Origin of the sequence: Tepidiphilus succinatimandens, assembly GCF_006503695.1 — a bacterium.
Lineage (GTDB): Bacteria > Pseudomonadota > Gammaproteobacteria > Burkholderiales > Rhodocyclaceae > Tepidiphilus > Tepidiphilus succinatimandens.
Genome location: NZ_SBIK01000006.1, coordinates 99,952 through 123,100 on the forward strand (window position 1 = coordinate 99,952; position 23,149 = coordinate 123,100).

24 protein-coding genes and 3 pseudogenes are annotated in these 23,149 nt (G+C 67.3%); 13 read left to right on the forward strand and 14 right to left on the reverse strand.

Translation table 11 applies throughout. The features are described from left to right. Window positions 1-13 precede the first annotated feature (13 nt). From truB to purL, 6 genes are all read right to left on the reverse strand, one after another. Window positions 14-976: a tRNA pseudouridine(55) synthase TruB gene (gene truB / locus EPD82_RS05395; RefSeq protein ID WP_055423568.1), complete on the reverse strand. Its 963-nt coding sequence runs from the start codon at window positions 974-976 to the stop codon at window positions 14-16. Next, window positions 948-1,340 (reverse strand): 30S ribosome-binding factor RbfA, encoded by a 393-nt coding sequence (gene rbfA / locus EPD82_RS05400; protein WP_055423567.1) that lies wholly within the window; start codon window positions 1,338-1,340, stop codon window positions 948-950. The genes truB and rbfA overlap by 29 nt, the downstream gene beginning before the upstream one ends. Next, window positions 1,337-4,237 carry a translation initiation factor IF-2 gene (gene infB, locus EPD82_RS05405; RefSeq protein ID WP_055423566.1) on the reverse strand — a complete coding sequence of 967 codons (2,901 nt, stop codon included), beginning with the start codon at window positions 4,235-4,237 and terminating at the stop codon, window positions 1,337-1,339. The genes rbfA and infB overlap by 4 nt, the downstream gene beginning before the upstream one ends. Window positions 4,238-4,249: 12 nt before the next feature. Then, on the reverse strand, window positions 4,250-5,722 hold the full coding sequence (nusA, locus tag EPD82_RS05410) for a transcription termination factor NusA (RefSeq protein ID WP_141056004.1): 1,473 nt from the start codon (window positions 5,720-5,722) through the stop codon (window positions 4,250-4,252). Next, a complete protein-coding gene (gene rimP / locus EPD82_RS05415; RefSeq protein ID WP_055423564.1) occupies window positions 5,719-6,174 on the reverse strand; it encodes a ribosome maturation factor RimP in 456 nt (151 codons plus the stop codon). Before rimP ends, nusA begins: the two co-directional genes overlap by 4 nt. A gap of 156 nt (window positions 6,175-6,330) precedes the next feature. Then, window positions 6,331-10,251 (reverse strand): phosphoribosylformylglycinamidine synthase, encoded by a 3,921-nt coding sequence (purL, locus tag EPD82_RS05420; RefSeq protein ID WP_141056006.1) that lies wholly within the window; start codon window positions 10,249-10,251, stop codon window positions 6,331-6,333. A 117-nt stretch (window positions 10,252-10,368) separates the two neighbouring features. Here purL and EPD82_RS05425 point away from each other — a divergent pair, with 117 nt between their 5' ends. The 6 genes from EPD82_RS05425 to rplS all read left to right on the forward strand — a co-directional run bounded on the left by EPD82_RS05425 (window position 10,369) and on the right by rplS (window position 13,722). After that, window positions 10,369-10,956: a CBS domain-containing protein gene (locus tag EPD82_RS05425; protein ID WP_170210792.1), complete on the forward strand. Its 588-nt coding sequence runs from the start codon at window positions 10,369-10,371 to the stop codon at window positions 10,954-10,956. Between the two features lie 5 nt (window positions 10,957-10,961). Then, entirely contained in the window at window positions 10,962-11,654 is a 693-nt protein-coding gene (locus EPD82_RS05430) for a hypothetical protein (RefSeq protein ID WP_141056011.1), read from the forward strand. Window positions 11,655-11,718: 64 nt separating this feature from the next. Beyond that, window positions 11,719-11,973 carry a 30S ribosomal protein S16 gene (gene rpsP, locus EPD82_RS05435; RefSeq protein ID WP_055423560.1) on the forward strand — a complete coding sequence of 85 codons (255 nt, stop codon included), beginning with the start codon at window positions 11,719-11,721 and terminating at the stop codon, window positions 11,971-11,973. Window positions 11,974-11,990: 17 nt separating this feature from the next. Next, entirely contained in the window at window positions 11,991-12,503 is a 513-nt protein-coding gene (rimM, locus tag EPD82_RS05440) for a ribosome maturation factor RimM (RefSeq protein ID WP_141056053.1), read from the forward strand. A 3-nt stretch (window positions 12,504-12,506) separates the two neighbouring features. Next, entirely contained in the window at window positions 12,507-13,274 is a 768-nt protein-coding gene (gene trmD / locus EPD82_RS05445) for a tRNA (guanosine(37)-N1)-methyltransferase TrmD (protein WP_141056013.1), read from the forward strand. A gap of 61 nt (window positions 13,275-13,335) precedes the next feature. Beyond that, window positions 13,336-13,722, forward strand: coding sequence for a 50S ribosomal protein L19 (gene rplS / locus EPD82_RS05450; RefSeq protein ID WP_055423558.1), 387 nt, complete (start codon window positions 13,336-13,338; stop codon window positions 13,720-13,722). A 60-nt stretch (window positions 13,723-13,782) separates the two neighbouring features. Here the strand turns inward: rplS and lptG are convergent, their stop codons facing one another. Both lptG and lptF read right to left on the reverse strand, forming a co-directional pair. Then, window positions 13,783-14,865 carry an LPS export ABC transporter permease LptG gene (gene lptG / locus EPD82_RS05455; RefSeq protein ID WP_055423557.1) on the reverse strand — a complete coding sequence of 361 codons (1,083 nt, stop codon included), beginning with the start codon at window positions 14,863-14,865 and terminating at the stop codon, window positions 13,783-13,785. Then, window positions 14,862-15,908: an LPS export ABC transporter permease LptF gene (gene lptF, locus EPD82_RS05460; RefSeq protein ID WP_170210794.1), complete on the reverse strand. Its 1,047-nt coding sequence runs from the start codon at window positions 15,906-15,908 to the stop codon at window positions 14,862-14,864. The genes lptG and lptF overlap by 4 nt, the downstream gene beginning before the upstream one ends. Window positions 15,909-15,933: 25 nt before the next feature. On the opposite strand from lptF, the gene EPD82_RS05465 reads away from it, so the two are divergent. The 6 genes and pseudogenes from EPD82_RS05465 (at window position 15,934) to EPD82_RS11910 (ending at window position 18,952) form a co-directional block, all read left to right on the forward strand. Further along, window positions 15,934-17,448 (forward strand): leucyl aminopeptidase, encoded by a 1,515-nt coding sequence (locus tag EPD82_RS05465; protein WP_206202196.1) that lies wholly within the window; start codon window positions 15,934-15,936, stop codon window positions 17,446-17,448. A gap of 8 nt (window positions 17,449-17,456) precedes the next feature. Next, window positions 17,457-17,885, forward strand: coding sequence for a DNA polymerase III subunit chi (locus tag EPD82_RS05470; RefSeq protein WP_141056019.1), 429 nt, complete (start codon window positions 17,457-17,459; stop codon window positions 17,883-17,885). Next, window positions 17,882-18,139 carry a hypothetical protein gene (locus EPD82_RS05475; RefSeq protein ID WP_141056021.1) on the forward strand — a complete coding sequence of 86 codons (258 nt, stop codon included), beginning with the start codon at window positions 17,882-17,884 and terminating at the stop codon, window positions 18,137-18,139. Before EPD82_RS05470 ends, EPD82_RS05475 begins: the two co-directional genes overlap by 4 nt. Before the next feature lie 64 nt (window positions 18,140-18,203). Continuing rightward, on the forward strand, window positions 18,204-18,524 hold the full coding sequence (locus EPD82_RS05480; RefSeq protein ID WP_206202197.1) for a helix-turn-helix domain-containing protein: 321 nt from the start codon (window positions 18,204-18,206) through the stop codon (window positions 18,522-18,524). A gap of 21 nt (window positions 18,525-18,545) precedes the next feature. Next, window positions 18,546-18,659: pseudogene (locus tag EPD82_RS12365) on the forward strand (type II toxin-antitoxin system Phd/YefM family antitoxin); the annotation flags it as partial. Between the two features lie 119 nt (window positions 18,660-18,778). Further along, window positions 18,779-18,952, forward strand: coding sequence for a hypothetical protein (locus EPD82_RS11910; RefSeq protein WP_170210795.1), 174 nt, complete (start codon window positions 18,779-18,781; stop codon window positions 18,950-18,952). A gap of 16 nt (window positions 18,953-18,968) precedes the next feature. On the opposite strand, the gene EPD82_RS05490 is transcribed toward EPD82_RS11910, so the two are convergent. Beyond that, a complete protein-coding gene (locus tag EPD82_RS05490; protein WP_206202198.1) occupies window positions 18,969-19,307 on the reverse strand; it encodes a helix-turn-helix domain-containing protein in 339 nt (112 codons plus the stop codon). Then, complete coding sequence (locus EPD82_RS05495; RefSeq protein ID WP_141056025.1) at window positions 19,291-19,668, reverse strand: type II toxin-antitoxin system RelE/ParE family toxin; 378 nt, start codon at window positions 19,666-19,668, stop codon at window positions 19,291-19,293. Before EPD82_RS05495 ends, EPD82_RS05490 begins: the two co-directional genes overlap by 17 nt. Before the next feature lie 168 nt (window positions 19,669-19,836). On the opposite strand from EPD82_RS05495, the pseudogene EPD82_RS12370 reads away from it, so the two are divergent. Then, window positions 19,837-20,049: pseudogene (locus tag EPD82_RS12370) on the forward strand (DUF4351 domain-containing protein); the annotation flags it as partial. 71 nt (window positions 20,050-20,120) lie between these two features. On the opposite strand, the gene EPD82_RS05505 reads toward EPD82_RS12370, so the two are convergent. From EPD82_RS05505 to EPD82_RS05515, 4 genes and pseudogenes are all read right to left on the reverse strand, one after another. Continuing rightward, on the reverse strand, window positions 20,121-21,206 hold the full coding sequence (locus EPD82_RS05505) for an MraY family glycosyltransferase (protein WP_141056029.1): 1,086 nt from the start codon (window positions 21,204-21,206) through the stop codon (window positions 20,121-20,123). A gap of 211 nt (window positions 21,207-21,417) precedes the next feature. Continuing rightward, window positions 21,418-22,542: a glycosyltransferase gene (locus EPD82_RS05510; protein ID WP_206202199.1), complete on the reverse strand. Its 1,125-nt coding sequence runs from the start codon at window positions 22,540-22,542 to the stop codon at window positions 21,418-21,420. Continuing rightward, a complete protein-coding gene (locus EPD82_RS11915) occupies window positions 22,539-22,676 on the reverse strand; it encodes a hypothetical protein (protein ID WP_170210796.1) in 138 nt (45 codons plus the stop codon). Before EPD82_RS11915 ends, EPD82_RS05510 begins: the two co-directional genes overlap by 4 nt. Window positions 22,677-22,786: 110 nt before the next feature. Then, window positions 22,787-23,136: pseudogene (locus EPD82_RS05515) on the reverse strand (IS3-like element ISAzo10 family transposase); the annotation flags it as partial. Window positions 23,137-23,149: the final 13 nt, after the last annotated feature.

The following is a 23,149-nucleotide window of genomic DNA, read 5'->3' on the forward strand; positions in this document are numbered from 1 at the left end:
GATCCGGAAGGGATCACTCGGCCGGGATGACCGGAACACGCGACGAAGGCGGCGTTATATTAGCAATGACGCGCTTCGGGGACAAGCCCCGCGTCGGCTCGTATTCGCCCAATCCGATGAAAAGCGGCTTGTCCTCGTCATTGCTGCCATAGACGCGCACCATCCCGGAGGAAAGGGAGTCGCCGAGCGCGGCCCGGCCGATGCGCTGACCGGCAAGGAACGCCTGGGTGCGCGCCACATCCAGTGTAACGCAAGGCAGATCGCGCACCAGGGCATCGGGCGGCAAGAGCCATTCCCGCCCGCTTTCCCCCGCTTCCTCCCATTCGGTGAGCGTCCTCGCCTCCTCGAGCGAAAACGGGCCGATCGCCAGGCGCCGCAGCCGGTCGATGTGCGCGGGCACCCCCAGCGCCGCGCCGAGGTCTTCGGCGAGGGTGCGAATGTAGGTTCCTTTGCCGACGCGGGCGTAGAGGGTGGCCGCGGCGAGTGCCTCGTCCCACTCGATGAGGCGCAGTTCGTGGATCGTCACCGGCCGGGCCGCCCGCTCGATCACTACCCCCTCGCGGGCGTAGCGGTACAAGGGCTTGCCTTCGTGCTTCAGGGCCGAGACCATGGGCGGGACCTGCTCGATGGTGCCGAGAAAACGCGGCAGCACCGCCTGCAGCGCCTCGGCGCCAAAAGAAACCGGCGCGCGCGCGATCACCTCGCCTTCGGCGTCTCCCGTACTGGTGGCCACGCCGAAGCGCACGCGCGTGAGATAGACTTTGTCGGCTTCCAGCCAGCGTTGGGCGAACTTGGTCGCCTCGCCAAAGGCGAGCAGCATGAGACCGGTCGCCATGGGATCGAGCGTACCGGTATGCCCCGCCTTCGCTGCCCCCAAGGCACGGCGCACCCGCTGCAGCGCGGCGTTCGCGGTGATGCCCTCGGGCTTATCGAGCAGCGCTACGCCGTCAAGCGCCACGGTCTTCGCCCTCGTCATCCCTTCCCGGTTCCTTGGCTACCGCCTCGTCGATCAGATGCGCCAGGCGCACGCCGCGCTCGATCGATTCGTCGTAGACGAAGGTGAGCTGCGGGATGGTGTGGATGCGCAGACGACGGCCGAGCTCGCGGCGCAGGAATCCCGCCGCGTGCTGCAACCCCTCGAGGAGCTCCGGGATGGTGGCCGGATCGGCGAGCGTGGAGACGTACACCTTGGCATGCGCGAAATCCGGACTCACCTCCACGGCGGTGATGGTGACGAAGCCCACGCGTGGATCCTTCACGTGCCGCGCGATCAGCTCGGCGAGCTCCTCGCGGATGCCCTCGGCCACCCGCGGCAGGCGCGTGCGGTTTCCTCCCTTCATGCCAGCTCCCGCGCCACTTCGCGCACTTCGAACACCTCGATCTGGTCGCCCACCTGGATGTCGTTGTAGCCTTTGACCGACAGGCCGCACTCGTAGCCGGCCTTGACCTCGCGCACGTCTTCCTTGAAGCGCTTGAGCGAATCGAGCTCGCCTTCGTGGATGACCACGTGGTCGCGCAGCACGCGCACCCTGGCGCCACGCCGGATCGTGCCCTCGAGCACGTAGCAGCCGGCCACGGTGCCGACCTTGGGCACGCGGAAGACCTGGCGCACTTCGGCCAGACCGATGATCTCTTCCTTGCGCTCGGGCGAGAGCATGCCGCTCAGGGCCGCCTTGATCTCGTCGACCGCATCGTAGATGATGTTGTAGTAACGGATGTCCACGCCGTAGCTCTCGGCGAGCTTACGCGCGCTGGCGTCGCTGCGCACGTTGAAGCCGATGATGATGGCGTTGGAAGCGCGTGCGAGGTTCACGTCGCTCTCGCTGATTCCGCCCACGGCACCGTGGATCACCTGCACCTTGACCTCGTCGGTGGAGAGTTTTTCCAGCGACTGCTTGAGCGCTTCGAGCGAACCCTGCACGTCGGCCTTGATGATGATGGGCAGCGTCTTCACCTCGCCCTCGCTCATCTGCTCGAAGAGATTCTCCAGCTTGAGCGCCTGCTGCTTGGCAAGCTTCACCTCGCGGAACTTGCCCTGGCGATAGAGGGCGATCTCGCGCGCCTTGCGCTCGTCGGGCAGCACGACGAACTCTTCGCCCGCCTGCGGCACGTCTTCCAGCCCAAGGATCTCAACGGGCATCGACGGACCGGCCGAGTCGACCGGCTTGCCGGTTTCGTCGAGCATGGCCCGCACCCGGCCCCAGGTGGAGCCGACGAGCACGACGTCGCCCTTGCGCAGCGTGCCGCTCTGCACCAGGACGGACGCCACCGGACCGCGGCCTTTGTCCAGGCGCGCCTCCAGCACGATGCCTTTCGCCGGCCCTTCGACCGGCGCCTTGAGCTCCAGCACCTCGGCCTGCAGCAGGATGCCTTCGAGCAGCTCGTCGATCCCCTGCCCCATCTTGGCCGAGACGTTGTAGAACATGGTGTCGCCGCCGTATTCCTCGGGGATCACCCCTTCGGCCACCAGTTCCTGCCGCACCCGTTCCGGGTTGGCGTCGGGCTTGTCGATCTTGTTGACGGCCACGATGATGGGCACACCGGCGGCGCGCGCGTGATGGATCGCCTCGCGCGTCTGCGGCATCACCCCGTCGTCGGCCGCCACCACCAGCACCACGATGTCGGTGGCTTGCGCACCCCGTGCCCGCATGGCCGTGAAGGCCTCGTGGCCCGGCGTGTCGAGGAAGGTGATGGTGCCGCGCGGCGTTTCCACGTGATACGCCCCGATGTGCTGCGTGATGCCGCCCGCTTCGCCCGCCGCCACCTTGGTGCGGCGGATGTAGTCGAGCAGCGACGTTTTCCCGTGGTCGACGTGGCCCATGACGGTGACCACCGGCGGACGCGGTTTTTCTTCGTAGTGCTGCGTGCCGACTTCCTCAAGGAAGGCATCGGGCTCGTCCAGGCGGGCAGGCACGGCCTTGTGCCCCATCTCTTCGACCACGATCATGGCCGTTTCCTGGTCGATGACCTGGTTGATGGTGGCCATGATGCCCATCTTCATCATGGTTTTGATGAGATCGGTAGCCTTGACCGCCATCTTGTGCGCCAATTCGGCCACGGTGATGGTCTCGGGCACATGCACCTCGCGCACGACCGGCTCGGTCGGCGCCTGGAATTGCTGCGCGTGCGACTCGGTACCGCGGGCGGCACGCCTTCCGGCCTTGCCTCCCTTGCCGCCGCCTTTCCAGCCGGCGCTGCCGTCGTCGAGTGCCCGCACCTTGAGCCCGCCGCGCTTGCTGGGCGCGCGTTCATCGGCCTTCTTCTCGACCTTTTTCTCTTTGTCTTTCGCCTTGTGCAGGGTCGGACGTTCCTCGGTAGCCGGTTTGGTCACCGCGGGAGCGGGTGCGGCCGCTGCGGCAGCCGCCTCGGCAGCTTCTCTGGCCTTCGCCGCTTCTTCTTGCAGCTGCGCCTGGGCACGCGCCTGGCGGGCGAGCTCACGCTCGCGCTTGGCACGCAGGTCGGCCTCCTGGCGGGCGCGCAGTTCGGCCTGGCGCTTCGCTTCGGCTTCCCGGCGCGCGAGCTCTTCAGGCGACAAAATGGAGGCCGCCGGGGTCGCGGTCCGCGTGAGCTTCGTCTTGGGCGCCGAAGGAGCCAGCTGAGGCCCGGCGGCGCGGGACTCGGCGACGGCCGGCGCTTGCGCTGCGACTTCGGCCGGCGCCGCCACGGCAGACGCCTCGGTCGCGACTGGCTCGGCAACCTCTGCGGGAGTTTCCTCCGCCGAAGGCTTTTCTTCGGCGACGGATGCAGCGGCCTCGCTGGGAAGGGGTTGCGCTTCGACGGAGATCGGCGCGGTCTCGGCCTGGGGGGCGGTCTCGGCTCGCACGGCAGGAGCGGCCTCTTCGGCGACAGGAGTCGTGGCACGCGCCGCCGTTTCCACCGCCTGCGCCGCCTTCAGCGCCGCCTCGACCTTGGCCTGCTCTTCCTTCGCCTTGGCCAGCACTTCATCGCGATTGACGAGCACCCGCTTCTTGCGCACCTCGACCTGCACCGTGCGCGCCCGGCCTTGGGCGTCGGTGGCCTTCAGGGCGGTGGTTTCCTTGCGCGTAAGCGTGATCTTGCCGCCGGTGTTCTCGCCGTGCTGGCGCTTGAGAAAGGCGAGCAGCTGCGCCTTGTCCCTGGCCGTGACGGGATCCTCGGCACCATTCTTCTCCACTCCCGCCTGCCGAAACTGGTCGAGCAGGCGTTGCACGTCGAGCCTGAGCTCGTCGGCGAATTCCTTGACGTTTTTTGCTTCCATCCTACTACCCCCTTACTCGAACCAATGTGCGCGCGCCTTGGTGATCAGATCGGCGGCGCGCTCATGGTCGATGCCGGTCAATTCGGCGAGCTCGTCGGTCGCCAGTTCCGCCAGATCGTCGAGCCGAGTGATGCCCTGTCGGGCGAGCTTCACGGCCAGATCCTTGTCCATTCCCTCCAGCGCCAAGAGCGCCGGTTCCACTTTTTCGAGCGCTTCCTCGATGGCGATCGCCTCGCTGAGCAGCGCCGTGCGCGCGCGTTCGCGCAGCGCCTGCACCGTCTCCTCGTCCAGCCCCTCGATGGCCAGCATCTCGGAGAGCGGCACGTAGGCGATCTCCTCGAGCGAAGAGAAACCCTCGTCGATCAAGAGATCGGCCAGCTCCTCGTCCACGTCGAGTTTCTCCATGAAGAGCGCACGCAGAGCCTGGCGTTCTTCCTCCTGTTTCTGCTGCGACTCGGCCTGGCTCATCAGGTTGATGATCCAGCCGGTGAGCTCGGAGGCGAGCCGCACGTTCTGCCCGCCGCGGCCGATGGCGATCGCCAGATTGGCCTCGTCGACCACCACGTCCATGGCGTGCTTTTCTTCATCGACCACGATGGAGAGCACCTCGGCCGGCTGCAGCGCGGCGATCACGTACTGCGCCGGGTCGGGCGACCAGACGATGATGTCGATCTGCTCCTGGGCGATCTCGTTTCTGACCGCCATCACGCGCGAGCCACGCATGCCCACGCAGGTGCCCACCGGATCGAGCCGCGGATCCTTGGAATGCACGGCGATCTTGGAGCGCAGGCCGGGATCGCGGGCACAGCCCTTGATCTCGATGAGCCCCTCCTCGATCTCGGGGACTTCCAGCTCGAAGAGCTTGACGACCAGCTCGGGCGAGGTGCGCGAGAGGATCAGCTGGGGCCCACGGCCGCTGCGGTCGACCCGGATGACCACCGCCTTGATGCGGTCACCGACGCGCAGCGCCTCGCGCGGGATCATCTGCTCGCGCGGCAGGAGCGCTTCCAGCCGGCCGATCTCGACGATGGCGTTGCCGCGCTCCATGCGCTTGATGGTACCGGAGACGAGCGTTTCGTTGCGCGAGAGGAATTCTTCGAGGATCTGCTCGCGCTCGGCGTCGCGGATCTTCTGCAGCACGATCTGCTTGGCCGTCTGCGCCCCGATCCGCCCGAGATCCTGCACCGGAATCTCTTCTTCGAGGTAGTCCCCCACGCGGATGTCCGGATCGAGCTCGCGCGCGTCGATGAGCCCCATCTCGCGCTCGTCGTTGGTCACCTCGGCATCGGGCAGCACCAGCCAACGCCGCCAGGCGCGATAGGTGCCGGTGGAGCGGTCGATCTCCACGCGCACGTCGGCGTCTTCATGCAGATGCTTCTTGGTGGCAGAGGCGAGCGCCGCTTCCAGGGCGGCGAAGACCACGTCCTTGGAGACGTTCTTTTCATGGGCCAGCGCATCGACCAGCAACAGCAGTTCGCGACTCATTGCTTCTTACCTCCAAAGCCATCGAATTGAGGAACGAGGCGGGCCCGATCGATCTCCGCCAGCGCGAATTCATGCTCTCCCAGCTCGCTCGCCACGCGCACCCGATCCGCTTCGATGCCCAGCAGCTCCGCTTTCAGGTTCTTGCGCCCCTGCCAGGGTTCGCGCAGCTTGAGCTGGACCTGAGAACCGACGAAACGGGCGAAATCGCGCGGTTTCTTCAGCACCCGGTCGAGCCCCGGCGAGGAGACCTCCAGCCGGTCGTAGTCGATGTCCTCGACTTCGAAGACACGCTGCAGCTGATCGCTCACCGTGGCGCAGTCGTCGACGGTGACACCGCGTTCGATGTCGATGAACACGCGCAGGATGCGCGCCCGGGGCGAGACTTCGAAATCGACGAGCTCGAACCCCATGCCTGAGACCACCTGCTCGACCAAGGCTTCCAGATCCACCATGTTTCACCCGAGAAAAAAAAATGGGCCAGAAGAGCCCATTTCCGTTTGCTTACCAACCGGAAATCCGGACAACTTAGCAAGTCTGCCCGGACGAGATGACAGAATATATCACCATCGAGGGTGTTTTTACAAGATATTCGACCGTTTGCGGCTTTTTCAACCCACCCAGCGCCTGGCATTGAGGAAGAGCTGGAACCACGGCGCCTCCTCGCCCAGGCCGGCCGGCGCCCAGGACCACTGCACGGTGCGGAAGGAGCGCTCCGGATGCGGCATGAGGATGGTGAAGCGTCCGTCGGGCGTGGTAAAGCCCGTGGAGCCTCCGGCCGAGCCGTTCGGGTTGAACGGATAGCGCTCGGTGGGCGCGCCGCGGTGATCCACGTAGCGCAGCGTCGCAATCGCCCGCTGCGCCTGCTCGGGCGAGGCGAACTCCGTGCGCCCCTCGCCGTGGCTCACGACGATGGGCAGGCGGCTGCCGGCCATGTCTGCGAAGAAGATCGAGGGACTCTCCATCACCTCCACCATCACGAAGCGCGCTTCGAACTGCTCGCTGCGGTTGCGGACGAACCTCGGCCAGTGCTCCGCCCCCGGGATGATCGGGGCGAGCTGCGCCATCATCTGGCAGCCGTTGCACACCCCTAGCGCGAAGCTGTCGTCGCGCGCAAAGAAGGCCGCGAACTGCGCCCGCAGCGCCTCGTGGTACAGGATGGCCTTGGCCCAGCCGGCTCCGGCCCCCAGCACGTCGCCGTAGGAAAACCCGCCACAGGCGGCGATCCCCTTGAATTCGTCGAGCCGGCGCCGGCCGGCGACGAGATCGGTCATCGGCACGTCCACGGCCTCGAACCCGGCCCGGGAAAACGCCGCGGCCATTTCCGCGTGGCTGTTGACCCCCTGCTCGCGCAGGATGGCCACGCGCGGGCGCACTCCGCTTGCCACCATCGGCGCCTTGCCCACCTCGAAGGTGAGGGTGCAGGAAAGGCCCGGGTCGGCCGCATCGGCCAAGGCGGCGAATTCCTCCTCGGCGCAGGATTCGTCATCGCGCAAGCGGGCGATGCGCCGGCTCACTTCGCTCCAGCGCTGCCACAGCGCCGTGCGCGGGGCGGCGTAGAGGAGCTGTCCGCCGTGCCAGATCCGCAGCTCGTCGCGATCATTGGGCGTGCCCACGAAATGATGTGCCACACCGTGCGCGCGCAGGATCTCGCGCACCTCCTCGCGCCGGTCGCGCTCGATCTGGATGAGCGCCCCCAGCTCCTCGGCAAAGAGTGCCGCGAGCACGGCGTCGTTGCGCCGCCCCAGCACGGTGTCGGCGCGCCTGGTCGAATCCACGTCCAGGCAGGCGCCGCCGATCGCCACCGTGTCGAGCTGCAGCGAAAGGCCGCAGCCCGAGGCGAACATCATCTCGGCGGCACAGGCGAGCAAGCCGCCGTCGGAGCGGTCGTGATAGGCGAGCACCAGGCCGCGCTCACGCAGCGCACGCAGCGCCCGCCAGAACCCCGCGATTGCCTCGGGGCGCACGTCGGGCGCCTGCTCGCCCACCGAGGCATACACCTGGGCGAGCGCCGAGCCTCCCAGACGGTTTTTCCCCTCGCCCAGGTCGATCAGCACCAGCTCCGTCTCGCGCACGCCCTCACGCACGAGCTCCGGCGTGAGCGTGCGGCGCACGTCCTCGACCGGGGCAAAGGCCGTGACGATGAGCGACACGGGCGAGACCACCGCGCGCTCCTCGCCGTCGGCCTCGCGCCAGGCCGTCTTCATGGAAAGCGAATCCTTGCCCACGGGAATCGCGAGCCCCGTCGCCTGGCAGAAGCGGCTCACGGCCGCGACCGTCTCGTAGAGCCGCACATCTTCGCCACGATGCCCTGCCGCCGCCATCCAGTTGGCCGAGAGCTTCACCCGCGTGAGTTCAGCCACGTCGGCCGCGGCGAGGTTGGTGATCGCCTCGCCCACCGCCATGCGCCCCGAGGCGGCCGGATCGACACAGGCAAGCGGCGTGCGCTCGCCCATGGCGAAGGCCTCGCCCGCGTATCCCGTGAAATCGGCCGAAGTGACCGCCACGTCGGCCACCGGCACCTGCCAGCGCCCCACCAGCTGGTCGCGCGCCGTCAAGCCGCCGACGGTGCGATCCCCGATCGTGATGAGGAACTTCTTGCTCGCCACCGCGGGCAGCGCCAGTACCCGTTCGATCGCCTCGTCGAGCGCGATCGGGGTGAGATCGAAGGGCGGAAGGTGGATCGCCCGGCGCGAGACGCTGCGCACCATCTTCGGCGGCTTGCCGAGCAGCGTCTCCATCTCCATGTGCACCGGATCGTTGCCGAAGAGCCGGTCGTGCACGACGAGCATGCCGTCCTCGCTCGCCTCGCCCACCACCGCGAAGGGGCAACGCTCGCGCGCGCAAATGGCGGCAAAGCGCTCGAGCTGCTGCGGCGCCACGGCGAGCACGTAGCGCTCCTGTGCCTCGTTACACCATATCTCGCGCGGGCTCATGCCCGGCTCCTCGATCGGGATCTCACGCAGCTCGATGTGCGCCCCCAGACCGGCCCCATCGACGAGCTCGGGCAGCGCGTTCGACAGGCCCCCGGCGCCCACGTCGTGGATGGAAAGGATGGGGTTGTCGATGCCGAGCTGCCAGCAGCGATCGATCACTTCCTGACAGCGGCGCTGCATCTCCGGGTTGCCCCGCTGCACCGAGGCGAAGTCGAGCTCCGCCTCGTTCGTGCCCGCGCTCACCGAAGAAGCCGCCCCTCCCCCCAGGCCGATCAGCATCCCCGGCCCGCCGAGCTGGATGAGCAGCGTGCCCGGCGCGAAGCCGACTTTCTTCGCCTGCCGCGCCTGGATCGCCCCCACCCCGCCGGCGATCATGATGGGCTTGTGGTAGCCGCGCACTTCGCCGTCGACCTCGAGCTCGAAGGTGCGGAAGTACCCCGCCAGGTTGGGACGACCGAACTCGTTGTTGAAGGCCGCCGCCCCGATCGGCCCTTCGATCATGATCTCCAGGGGCGAAGCGATGCGCCCCGGGCGCCCGTAGGCGCGCTCCCAGGGCTGCTCGAAATCGGGCAGGCACAGGTTCGAGACCGTGAAGCCGGCAAGCCCCGCCTTGGGCCTGGCGCCTCGGCCGGTGGCCCCCTCGTCGCGGATCTCGCCGCCCGCGCCCGTGGCCGCGCCGGGGAAGGGCGAGATCGCCGTCGGGTGGTTGTGCGTCTCGACCTTGCCGAGGAAATGCATGCGCTCGCGGTGGCTGCGCCATACGCCGTCGGCGTCGGGATGCAGCACCTCGCACTCGCGCCCCTCGAACACCGCCGCGTTGTCGGCATAGGCTACGATGGTACCTTCGGGGTGCGCCGCGTGCGTGTCGCGAATCCACTGGAAGAGCGACTTCTCCTGCTCCTGCCCGTCGATGATCCAGCGCGCGTTGAAGATCTTGTGCCGGCAGTGCTCGGAATTGGCCTGGGCGAACATCATGAGTTCGACGTCGGTCGGATCGCGCTGCATGTGCCGGTAGGCTTCGAGCAGATAGTCGATCTCGTCGTCGGAAAGCGCCAGACCCATGGCAGCGTTCGCCGCCTCCAGCGCCGCGCGCCCTTCACGCAAAAGCGGCACCGTCTCGAGCGGTTTGGGCGGAAAATGCGCGAAGAGCCTCGCCCCCTCGCCCGGGTCGCAGACCACCGCCTCCGTCATGCGGTCGTGCAGCAGGGCCGCCACCGCTGTGCGCTGCACCGCGGAAAGTCGCCCGAATCCTTCCAGTCGATAGACGATGCCGCGCTCCACCCGACGCACCGCAGAAAGCCCGCACTGGCGCACGATGTCGGTCGCCTTGGAAGACCACGGCGAGATGGTGCCGAAGCGCGGCAGCACCACGAGCGCGTCCGTCGGCGCCTGCGCCGGGGCCGGCTGCGCCGCCAGCAGCTCCATGAGACGCCCGCGGGCAAGCGCGTCGAGCGGTGCCTCGCACTCGGCCCAGAACCACTGTTGCGCCGACAGCGTCGCCTCCCGGCCGATCGCCGCGGCCAACCGCCGCGCCAGACGCTGCAACCGCGGCGCCGACCAGGCGGCGCCCCCTGCGAACAAGACGATTTCGCTCATTGGATGACCGTCGACCCTTTGCGGAAAACCCCGATTATACCGCCCGCCGCACCCTTCCTTTCCGCAGCCGCATCGTCTATGATGCAGAGGAAACATTCGGGGACGGAGGAGAAAATAATGCTTTCATCGTGGAAACCCCTGCACCGGTTCCATCTCACGCCCGGCACCACGATCGACGCGCCGGACGAGGGCGCCGCACGCCAGGTCACGCTCGACTCCCCCGCGATCGAGGTGATGACCGACCTCGAGCGGGTGCACCCCGTCACCGCCCGCCCCGACGAATCGCTCGTCGCGGCCGAAGCGCGCATGATCCGCCGCGGCGTGCGTCTGCTGCTGGTGCTCGACCCGGCGGGCACCCTGATGGGCATCCTCACCGCCAACGACATCCTCGGCGAAAAACCCCTGCGTTTCGCCCACGAAAACCACCTCAAGCGCGAAGAAGTGCTGGTGCGGCACGTCATGACCCCCTTTGCGCGGGTCGACACCGTACTCTTCGACGAAGTCGTGCACGCCAAGGTCGGCAACGTCGTCGCCACCCTGCAGGAATGCGGACGCCACCATCTGCTCGTGGCCGAACAGCGCGATGGCCGCGTCAGTATTCGCGGCATCTTCTCCGCAACCCAGATCGCCCGCCAACTCGGCATGGAGATCGCCATCGATCCGCGGGCCCAAACCTTCGCCGAGATCGAATCGGAGCTGCGCTAACCCCCATGGCCAGGAAAAAGATTCGTCTGCGTCAACTCTACTGGATCCTGGGTTTGACGCTGCTGGGCATCATCCTCGCACCCTCCCTGCGATTTCTGTGGCATCCCCCGCCTTCCCCGCAGACCGCCGCCCCCGAGCCGCCCCTGCCCTGGCGCGTCGCGCTCGATACGCGCGGCCGCCCCGTCGTCTTCGGCCTCACGCTGGCAGGCAATACCGTCGCCGACGCCCGCCGCCAGCTAGGGGAAGACGGGCAATGGGCGATCCTCGAGCGGAAAGGAAGCGCGCACGTGCTCGAAGCCTACTACCCCGATTTCACCGCCGGCCACATCGAAGGCAAGCTCATCCTGCGCTTCGAAGGCGAGCCCGCGCTCCTCGAACGCGAATTCGCCCGGCGGGGCAAAAAGGCGCCCACGGCGGGCGGAGCGCGCAAAGTCGAACTCAAAGATTCCGAGCTCGCACCTTTTGCCGGTCTCACGCTCACCCTCGTCACCTTCCTGCCCAAGGCGAGCCTCGACGAAGCCGTCATCCGTGAGCGCTTCGGCCCGCCGACCTACGAATGGAAAGACGAGGAAGACGGCACCCGCCACTATCTCTATCCCGAGCGCGGCATCCACGTGCTGCGCGACGAGCGCGGCCGGACCGTGATCGAATACGCCGCGCCCGAGCGCCTGCGCCGCCTCGTTCCGTCGCAGCATTGATTCCTTTTGCTGAAGCCCGTATAATCCGCGGTTTTCGGTCACTATCGCACATCGAGGAACACGCATGGTCGTCATCCGTCTCGCCCGTGGCGGCGCCAAGAAGCGCCCCTTCTACAGCCTCGTGGTCACCGACTCGCGCAACCGCCGCGACGGTCGCTTCATCGAGCGCGTCGGCTACTACAACCCGCTCGCCTCCGGCAACGAAAAAGGCCTGTCCATCGATTTCGGCCGCCTCGACTACTGGACCAGCCAGGGCGCCCAGCTCTCGCCCACCGTGCTCCGCCTCGTGAAGCAAGCACGCCAAAGCGCCGCCGCCTGAATCCCGCGTTCATGGCCATCGTCGTGCTGGGGCGCCTCGTCGCCCCGTTCGGCATCAAAGGCTGGTTCAAGCTCCACGCATACGGCGACGACCCCGGCTCCTGGGCCGAAATGCCCCGCTGGTGGGTCGCGCCCGCGCCCGACGCCCCCCTCGAATCCTGGCAGACCTTGACGCTCGCCGAGCTGCGCCAACACGGCCGCGGCCTCATCGTCAAATTCTACGAGGTCGACGATCGCAGCGCCGCTGAATCTTACCAAGGCTGGTACGTCGGCGCGCCGCGCGAAGCGCTGCCCGAGCCCGAAGAAGACGAATACTACTGGGGCGATTTGATCGGTGTCGAGGTGTATACGACAGGCGGCGCGCCGCTGGGCCGCGTCGCCGAACTCATCACCACCGGCGCGAACGACGTCCTCTCGGTGCGCGACGACGTGCGCGATCGCACCCACCTCATCCCCTTCGTACGCGCCTACGTGCTCGACGTGGATCTTCCGCAGCACCGCATCACCGTCGACTGGGATCCCGACTGGTAGCCGATGCGCCGCTACGACGTCGTCACGATCTTCCCCGCCATGTTCGCTGCGCTCACCGAACACGGCGTCACCCGTCGCGCCCGCGAGCGCGGCCTCTACGAGCTCGCGCTGCACGACCCGCGCGACTTCACCCACGACCCCCACCGGCGCGTCGATGACCGCCCCTACGGCGGCGGCCCCGGCATGCTCATGCGGCCCGAACCGCTCACCGCCGCCCTGCGCCATGCCCGCGAGCAGCAACGTCGCGCCACCGGCTCTTCCGGCCCGGTCATCTATCTCTCCCCGCAAGGCAGACGGCTCGATCACGGCGAAGTGATGCGGCTCGCCGCGCGGCCGGCCTTCATCCTGCTGTGCGGCCGCTACGAAGGCATCGACCAGCGCGTGATCGAGGCCGAAGTCGATGAGGAACTCTCCCTCGGCGACTTCGTCCTCACCGGCGGCGAGCTCGCCGCCATGGTCGTGCTCGACGCGGTGATCCGGCAACTTCCCGGCGCGCTGGGCGACGCCCAGTCGGCCGAAGCCGACTCCTACGTCGGCGGCCTGCTCGATCACCCCCACTATACCCGCCCCGAAGTCTTCGAAGGCCGGGCGGTGCCGCCCGTGCTCCTGTCGGGCGATCACGAAGCGATCGCACGCTGGCGCCTCAAAGAGCAACTACGGCGAACCCGGATGCTGCGACCGGACCTCCTCGCCTCCCGTCCTCTTTCCGTGCTAGAATCGCGCCTGCTCGAAGAACTCGAGCAGGAAGAAAGCCGCGACGCACCAGCCTGACCGGGCTGCTCTGCGCGCCACCAGCCCCGCGAAGGGGCGTTTTTGCTACCAGGAGCTCCTGATGAACCTGATCGAACAGATCGAACGCGAAGAGATCGCCCGGCTCACCGCCGACAAATCCATCCCCGACTTCCGCGCCGGCGACACGGTCGCCGTGCAGGTCAAGGTGAAGGAAGGCAACCGCGAGCGGCTGCAGACCTTCGAAGGCGTGGTCATCGCCCGCCGCAACCGCGGCCTCAACTCCTCCTTCATCGTGCGCAAGATCTCCTCCGGCGTGGGCGTGGAGCGCACGTTCCAGCTCTACTCGCCGCTGGTAGCCTCGATCCAGGTCGTGCGCCGCGGCGACGTGCGCCGCGCCAAGCTCTACTACCTGCGCGAGCGCAGCGGCAAATCCGCCCGCATCAAGGAAAAGATCGTGCGCAAAACCCAGGAAAGCGCGGCGCAATAATCCTGCCGGCTCTTCCCCCAAGAAAAGGCCCTCGCGGGCCTTTTCTTTTTCCCGCTCCTCTCAGCGCCGCTCCACCCAATGCATCATCGCCAGCGCGAGCAGCATGAAGGCCGCTCCCGGCAGCAGCGCCGCCAGCCAGGGCGACCACCCCGCGAGCACACCCAGGCTGCCCGAGAGCGAATTGAGCAGATGGAAGGCCACTCCCAGCAGCGTCCCCAAAAACACCTTGAAACCGATGGGCGCGCCGCGCGCATGCCCCAGGGCAAAGGGTAGCGCCAGGGTCACCATCACGAAGGCCGTAAACGGATAGACCAGTTTGCGCCCCAGCGCCAGCAGGTAGCGGTCCGCGTTCTGCCCGTTGCGCATCAAGTGCTGGCTGAAGGTAGAGAGCGCCCGGATCGTCATCCGGTACGGCTCCACCATCAGCACCGCCAGCACCTCTGGCGTGAGCTCCGTCCGCCACTCGAGCTCTGGCACCGCCTCGGCCACGATCCGCTCGGCAGTGAAACGCCGCCGCTGCACCTCCTTCAGGCGCCACGTCTCACGCGCCGCATCGAATTGCGCCGCCGCTACCCGGTCGATCGCCGTCAGCGTCTGGTCGGACCCGAAGCGGTAGATCTCGAGCTCGCGCAATTGACCGTCGCTGCTAAAGCGGCGCACGTTGATGAAATCGTTCCCCTCGCGAATCCACACCCCCGAGCGCAGATCGCCTGTGGAAATGTCGCTCTCCCCCATCGCCTGCCCGCGAAACATGCGCGCCATCTGCTCTGCCGGCGGCACCAGCCACTCCCCCACGGCAAAGATGAGCACGGCCAGCACCGCCGCCGCCCACGCGAGGATACGCCACAGACCCGTCACCGACAGGCCCGAAGCGCGCAGCACCGCCAGCTCCGAGTGCCGCGCCATCTGTGCCAGCGCCCCCAGCGCCCCTACCAAGAGCGCGATGGGCAACAGCTCGTAGAGCCGCGAAGGCAGGCGCAACACCACGTAGAACAGCGCCTCCTTCAGTCCATAGGCACCGCGCCCGATGTCCTCCAGCTGATCCACGAAATCGAAAAACAAGAACAACGCCGCGAACACGGCCGTCACCACCGCCGTCCCCCGCAGCACCTCCGTCACGATCCATCGCCTCAGCACCCTCATCCGCGTCGGCTCCTCCAGCGCATCAGGCCGATCCAGGCCAGCAAAGCCATAGCGTGCGGCAAGGCCAAACCCTCCCAGAACCCGAGCCGTCCCCGCGCGATCCACCCATAGCTCACGCTGATGAAATTGGTATAGGCCACGAAGATCAGTACCGCCAGCACGAGGGCATAGCCCTTGCTCGTGCGCGGCCCCGCCTCTCCCAAAGGCAGGGCCATCAGCACGAGCAGCACCGCGGCCAGCGGCAAACCCAGACGGCGGGCGAGCTCGGCCCGCTCCACTCGTCCCGGTGCAAGCAACAACTGCGCCAAAGGCGCCGCCTTCATTTTGAACTTCGGCACCTCGCTCGAGCTCGCGCGCAAGCGCAGCTCCTGCCAGGCGAACCGTTCCACGCGAAAGGCGAGCGGTGCATCCCCTTCATCATAGCGCCGGCCATCGCGCAGGCGCACCCACTGCGCCCCTTCTCGCTGGAAGAGCTCGGCATCGGCCGCCAGCACCACCGTCGTCCTCCCCTCGCGCTGCAAGCGGGCAAACACCTGCTGCGTTCCATCTTTTCCCGGCGTCACGAAAAACACCCGCCGCCCGTCGCCCGACTCGCGAAACACGCCCGGCGCCACGCTCTGCGTCTCGTCGCGCGCCGCAGCGCTCGCTTCCAGCTCCGCCTTCTGTCGCTCCGCCCAAGGCGACACCCACAAGGTGAGCCACAGCACTCCCGCCGCCAGGGGCAATGCAAACGCCATCAAGGGGTCATAGAAACGCCACCGCGCCATGCCGGACGCGCGCCACACCACCCACTCCGAATCGCGCGCCAGACGCTGGATGGTCAACAGCACCCCGGCAAAGCCGCCCAGCACCAGCACCATCGGCAACTGCCCGATCGTACTCAGCCCGAGAAAAGTCCACACCAAATCCGCCGGAATGTCGCCCATGGCCGCCTCGCCCACCAGCCGCACCACGAGCACGGTCAGAGCCACCGCGAGCAGCCCGACGGCCGTCATCACCGTGTTCTGCACGATCTCGGCTAAAATGCTACGACGAAAGATCATCGAATCGACTGCGAGGAGTGAGCCCGTGGAATTTACCATAAACATCCAGCCCGCCGAAAAAATCCCTGCCGCCTCCTTCGTGCTCCCCGTCTTCGCCGACGAGCCCACGCCGCTGGCCAAGCGTCTCGACAAGCTCACCAAAGGCAAGCTCACGGCGCTCCTGGACGAAGAAATCGATCTCGACAAGGCCGGAAGCCTGCATACCTACACCACGCTCCCGGGGCTGGACGTCGAGCGGCTGCACGTCGTCTCCCTGGGCCCGCGCGCCAAGCTCGATCGCCGCGCCTGGATGAAAGCGGTGCGCGCGGCGGCCGCGGCGCTCGCCAACGGCCCCGGCGGCGCGGCGGTCGTGGCGCTCGCCGAGCTCGACGTGCCCGGCACCACGCTCGCCGAGCGCCTGCGCCGGCTGGCCACGGCGCTCGAAGACGCCACCTATACCTACGACGCCACCAAAACCGCCAACGGCAAGAAACCGCGCGGCGCCGAGCGCATCGAACTGCCGCTGTCCGCCCCGCTCGCTCCCGACGAACTCGCCGCGCTCGAAGAAGGCCGCGCAATCGCCGCCGGCATGGCGCGCGCGCGCGAACTCGGCAACCTCCCGCCCAACCTCTGCACCCCCGCCAAGCTCGCCGAAACGGCGCTGGAACTCGGCAAGACCTACGAGCTCAAGGTCCAGGTGCTCGAGCGCGAAGAGGCCGAGCGCCTCGGCATGGGCGCCTTCCTCGCGGTCGCCGCCGGCAGCAAGACTCCGCCCAAGTTCATCGTGGCCGAATACCGCGGCAGCGGCGAGAAGCGCGGCAAGCGCCGCCCCGTCGTGCTCGTGGGCAAAGGCATCACCTTCGACTCCGGCGGCATCTGTCTCAAGCCCGCCGCCCAAATGGACGAGATGAAATTCGACATGTGCGGCGCCGCCGCCGTGCTCGGCGCCCTGGAAGCCGTCGCCCGGCTCAAGCTCCCGCTCGACGTCGTCGCCCTCGTCCCCGCCACCGAGAACCTCCCCAGCGGCACCGCCACCCGCCCGGGCGACGTCGTGCGCACGCTCGCCGGACGCACGGTGGAAATCCTCAACACCGACGCCGAAGGGCGCCTCATCCTGTGCGACGCCCTCACCTACGCCCAGCGCGAATACCGCCCCGAGTGCATCATCGACGTCGCCACGCTCACCGGCGCCATCGTCATCGCCCTCGGCAAGGAAGCCACCGGCCTCATGAGCAACGACGAAACGCTCGCGCAAGCGCTCCTCGCGAGCGGCGAGCGCGCCGCCGACCCCGCTTGGCAGCTGCCGCTGTGGGACGAATACCAGGAAGCGCTCAAGAGCAACTTCGCCGACGTCGCCAACGTCAGCACCGACCGCGCCGCCGGCTCCATCACCGCCGCCTGCTTCCTCGCCCGCTTCGTCGACAACGTCCCCTGGGCGCATCTCGACATCGCCGGCACCGCCTGGCGCTCCGGCGAGAAGAAAGGCGCCACCGGCCGCCCCGTGCCCCTGCTCGTCGAATTCCTCCTCGATCGGGCTGCCGCTCGGCGCCAAGCCGACTGACTCCTTCCATGGCGCACGTGCGTTTCTACTACGACGTGCCCGAGCCGCTCGCGCTCGCCCACGAGCTCGTCGCCCGCGCCTACCGCGCCGGGCAAGAAGTGGCCGTGCGCCTGGAAGACGAAGCGGCGCTCGCCACCTTCGCCCAGCGCCTGTGGACGCACCAAGCCGGCGACTTCCTACCCAACGTGCCCGCAAGCTCCCCGCTTGCCGAACACACCCCCATCGTCCTCCTGCCGGCCGCCGCGCCCCTCCCGCCGCGCCCCGTCCTCATCCAGCTCGCCCGCTCCTACCCCGAAGCGGACCAAGCCACCGACTGGATCCTGGAAGTCGTCAGCGCACAGGAAAGCGACAAAGCCCCCGCGCGCGAACGTTTTCGCCGCTACCGCGCCGAAGGTCACGACGTCCAGGCCATCCCCCGTAAGACCCCGACCCCATGACCCCAGCCAACGACCCATCCCCTGCCACCCCGCCGCTTCCCGTAGACGACCTCCCGCTCCTCACGGAAGTCGTCGATCCCTCCCCCGCCGCAAGCGCCCCGCCCCCCGCTGCTACCCTCGGTCCCACCGCCGAAGCGCAACTGCGCTGGATCGAACGGCGCCTGCCGCAAATCCTCGCCGAAGAAATGGCGCTGCTCGAAACGCGCGTCCTCACCCGGCTACGCCTCGAGCTGGAACAGGGACCGCCGAAATAACGTCGCTTTGCACCTTGTGGCGGGTAGTCCGTCGAACTACAATCACGCCATGAAAAACGTACGCATGAGGATTGACCCTGCAATTCCAGAATCGCTGGAGGTAGGGCGCATCGATCCCGAGCGGGTCGATGCCACGACGGAGAGCGACATTGCCCGACAAGCCGCCGCCGATGAGGCCGAAGCGGCGCAAGACGTCGCCCGCTTCGTGCGCCGCCTCCGCCTGCGCTTGGGTCTTAGCCAGGCGGAATTTGCCGAGCGGATCAATGTTCCGCTAGACACCATCCGCAACTGGGAACAAGGAAAGCGCTGCCCAACGGGTGCCGCCAAGGCATTGCTCAGAGTGCTGGACAAAGCGCCGGAAGCCGCACTCGCCGCCCTGCACTGACCTTGCCGAGATCCTGCCGCCGGACCTGCCGCCGGGAAGGGTGGACCGGTGGCCATCCTCAACCGCAATGAACCCGCCTTCTATTGCGTGCCGGCAAAGGCATTCGAGGCCCTGATGGAAAAGCTCGAAGACCTAAGAAAACAAAGGGACACCCACTTACTTTTCGTAACGCCGCATTCCGACGCCACTCCGATGCCCCCACCTCCAGTGGCCGGGTCCGATGCTGGCGAAGAAGCACGTGTTCTACCGCGCTGGTGCCGTATTCGAGCGCCGGGACGGGAAACGCATCCTGGCCTTGTACCTGCTGCGCCGCCAGCAGAAAGGTCGAGCCGCGCTTCGGCATGGCCGACACCGTGCGCAGCGTGGCCCTACGGGAGTACCGGCGGCAGATGGAGCGGGCGCTGCGCGAGGAGCTGGCGAAGGGGTGAGGTCGCGCCCACTGCTTCAGGTAGCAACCAGGATGGACACCGAGCCTGCTGCGTGATCGCGTGCTTTAGGGCGGATGATGATCTCCACGTCTTTGTCCAGCTGAGTGATGAAGTGCAGCAGCCGCTCCGAAGAAAAACGGCGCAGCTTGAAGTTGCGCAGCTCGGAGACGTGCGACTGGGCAATCCCAAAAATCTCGGCGGCCGCTGTCTGGGTGAGTTTGCGCTCCTTGATCAAGTCGTTCAGGCGCATGGCCAGTTCGGTGCGCAGCCGACGCTCCTGAGCATCGGCAAATCCGAGATCCTTGAAGACATCGCCCGTGCCGACATCGATTGCATCATCATTCATCATGGCCATATCGCACCTCGTAGTCTTGTCGCGCCAGCTTCAGGCGCTCGTGAATCAGTTCAATGTCCTGGCGGGCGGTGCGGATGCCTGAGGGGGATTTCTTCTGGAAGCAATGCAACACATACACCGCTTTGGCAAAGCGCACCGTGTAGGCCACTCGGTACGTGGCACCCCGCACATCCTCGACCAGCTCATAGACACCAGGGCCTTCGCCTTTCCAAGGTTTGGCCGAAGGCGGCTGCCCACCCAACTGCACTACCCCCAGCCAGTAGCCAAAGTCATCGATGGCGTCCTCTGGGAACGCCAACAGATCGCGTTTGGATGAGCCGACCCAGTGCAAGGGTCGCTCTTGGCGAGGCGGTTTGGTCATGTAGCAAATATACCTCATGCGATATATCCAGGCAAGTCTCTCGGAAAAACAAAGGGACACCCACTTATTGACGTAACGCCGCATTCCGACGCCCCCGCGCCCCCGCGCTCCGACACGCCGCTGCGCTGAGCAGCACAAAAATGCCCCTGCCCGGCTACAATACCCCCCATGAACGCCCGCCACGACGCCAGCTACAAGCACCTCTTCTCCTCGCCCAAGGTAGTGCAGCACCTCATCGAAGGGTTCCTGCCGGCCAAAGGGCTGGGGCGGCTCGAAGGCGAGGCCCTCTTACTCCAACGTATGCTCACCCGCCGCTTCGGGCCGCTGCCCGAGTGGGTGCAAACGCGCCTGCACTCGGCGTCGAGCGAGGAGCTCGAAACCTGGGCCGAGCGCGTGGTCGTGACCACCTGCCTGGGTGAGATGCGCGCGGCCAGACTCCCAAGTAGGCAACCTCACCTCCGCCGCAGCACCCCCGGCGTGCGAAAGCGCACGATGCGCCGGTACAGCCACACGTACAGCGCCGCGAACCCGAGCGTGAAGCCCATCAGCACGTACGTGTGCCGCCAGAAGAGCACCGCCGGGATCACCGAGGCCGAACACAGCAGCCACAAGTAAGGGGAAGTGGCCGAATTGCGCCGCACCAGCGCCTCCGCCTCACGCCCGCCGGCCCAGCGCACGATGCGGCGGAATACCAGCGTATGCAAATGCAACGCATCCGGCAATCCAGGCGAAGTATCCCGCACTATCTTGCGCCGGTAGATGGAAAACACCGTCTCGAACACCGGATACACTACCAAGAGCATGGGGAACCACGCCGACACCTCCGGGTGCCGCCCCACCAGCAGCACCGACACCTCGCCGATCAGGAAGCCCACCAAATACGCCCCGCCGTCGCCGAGGAAAACGAGCCCCCGCGGGTAGTTCCACACGAAGAACCCCAAAATCGCCCCAACGCTGGCGATGCACACGTTCCACAGCAGATGATCGCCCAGCACGTAGGCCACGTACCCTAGCGCCGCCAGGATCATCACCCCCACCATGCCCGCCAGGCCATTGAACCCGTCGATGATGTTGATCGCATTAGCCACCCCGCCCACCGCCACCACCGTCAAGGCAAGGGCCAGCGGCCCATAGCGAAAAAGCTCATCGACGAACGGCACGTCCACCCGCGTGAGCGTCGCCCCCAGAAACCAAAACCCCAGCGCCGCCGCGCCCATGGTGAGCACAAGCCGCGTCCCCACGCCCACGCGCTTGGTCACATCCTCGGCAAGCCCCCCGGCGAACGCCGGAATGCCAGCCGCGAGCAGCAGGGCGAACTCGCGCGCGATGCCCCGACCGTCGAGCCACAGCACCAACGCCGCAGCCGTCAGGCCCAGCGCCACGCCCACCCCGCCGATGCGCGCCACCGCATGGCGGTGAAACTTCTGCACGCCGGAAAACCCATCGTCGGCGGCAAGATGCCCATGAAAACGGTGCCACCGGATCACTCCCAAGGTCACCAAGAAACTTGCCAGAAACGCCGTCAAGAGAACGATCATCGCCTTCTCACCCCTGCACTCCCAGTAAGGCCCGCTCCGCCCCGGCGCATGCCACCTTCGCCAGCATCTGCACCCCTGCGCACAGCAAACGCCGCTTCAGCAATACTGAGCTGAGCTTCCCCAAAAATTGGGATTGAACGAACAGACCCCCTGCGCAACGGGATGAAAGCGGCGAATGCGGGCAAGCTCAACGGGCCGGGCGAAAAGTCGGTCACGCCGAAGCAGAAGGACTCACCTCACCGTACAAAGCCGCATACGCCGCCCCCAGCGCCGCGCCGCAGAAGAGCCGCTCGTAGCGCCGCCGCGCCGCCGCGCCCATCTGCCGCGCCAGAGCTTCGTCCGTCAGAAGGCGCGCGAGCGCCGCGCGCAGCGCCGCCGCATCCTGCGGCGGCACCACCAGCCCCGTCTCCCCGGCCACGTTCACGTACGTCGTCCCCGTGCCGATCTCGCAGCTCACCAAGGGCTTGCCGCACAACGCCCCCTCGACGAGCACCATGCCGAACGCCTCCGAGCGCAGATGCGACGGCAGCACCACCGCCCGGCATGCCCGCAGCAGCGCCGCCTTTTCCGCCTCGCTCACCCGGCCGGCAAAGCACACGTTGCCCGGCGCCTGCGCCTGCAGCCGCCCCCCTTCGGCCCCCTCCCCGGCAATCACCACCCGGCCCGGCAAACCGCGCGCCGCCGCCAGCAGCGTCTCCAGCCCCTTGTAATAGCGCAGCACCCCCACGAAGAGCACGAACGGCTCCCCCTCCGCCAGCCCCAGACGCGCCAAAATCCCTCTATCCGGCGCCGCCACGCTCGCCTCGTCGATCCCCAGCGGAATCACCCGCACCTTCCCCCGCAGCCGCGCATCGGCCAGCACCGGGCTCGTGGCCGCATAAGTCGGCGAAGTCGCCACCACCGCCTGCGCCCGCGCAAACGTACGCCACATCAAGGGCGCATAGCACCGCGCCAGCAGCCGCTGGCGTACCACGTCGGAATGGTAGGTCACCACCACCGGCGAGCGCGGACGCACCGCCGCCAGCAGCGCATCGGCAAAAGGCCAGGGAAAATGCAGATGGATCACGTCCGCCGCGGCGGCAAGCCGCGCGAACTGCCGCAGCGCCGCCGCCCCCCCCAGATCGCACGAAGCCGGCGCCGCCCACGAGCGCGCCCGCACCACCCGCCCCTCCGGCCGCTCCAGGACTTCCGGCCGCGGCCGCGGCGACAAAGCGAAGATCGTCGCATCCACCCCGTGCGGACGCACCGCCAGCGCGATCTGGCGCATCACCTCCTCGATCCCGCCGCGCGTATCCGGATAATAAGTCCGATACACCTGCAGCACCCGCAGGCTCACGCCCCGCCTCCTCGGCGCGCCGCCAGCGCCTCATCGAACACCCGCACCATCGCCTGCGCCGAGCGCGCCCACGTAAACGCCTGCGCCTGCCCTGCCGCCCCGGCGCAAGTCAAGATAGTTATCGCCTGATTCATGTAATTGACTGTCCGATATATTCTGCCAGGGTGTGTTTGCGAACGACGTCGTCTCGTTCCGGGTTGAGCGTGACGGCGCCGACGGGTGCCCAGTCCCATGGACGTCCAGAGGCCAGCGCCGGCACGATGCGCGCCGGGGGCTGATCAGTGAAGCGCGGCGCGTTGGCCAACGCCAGAATCTGCGCCTGTTCCTCGCCGCTGAGCGCGTGCGCTGGCCTCGCACGCTTGGCCAAGGGCCTGCGCTCTCCTAGGTGCAAGGCATCCTTGGCCTTCCAGCGCTGCAGCGGGCGCAGGCGTGCCCTGGCCGCGTGCGCAGTCTCGAGATGTTGGACCAGCGTTTGGCGATCTTCCAGGCCGATCATGCGTCCTCGCCCTTGCCCTTGGGGAAGATCGCCTCGAGCCTTTTTGACCACACCCGCAACGCGGCCGCTTCGGCTAGCGCCTTTTCCTCGCGGCGCAGGTGTAACACGGAG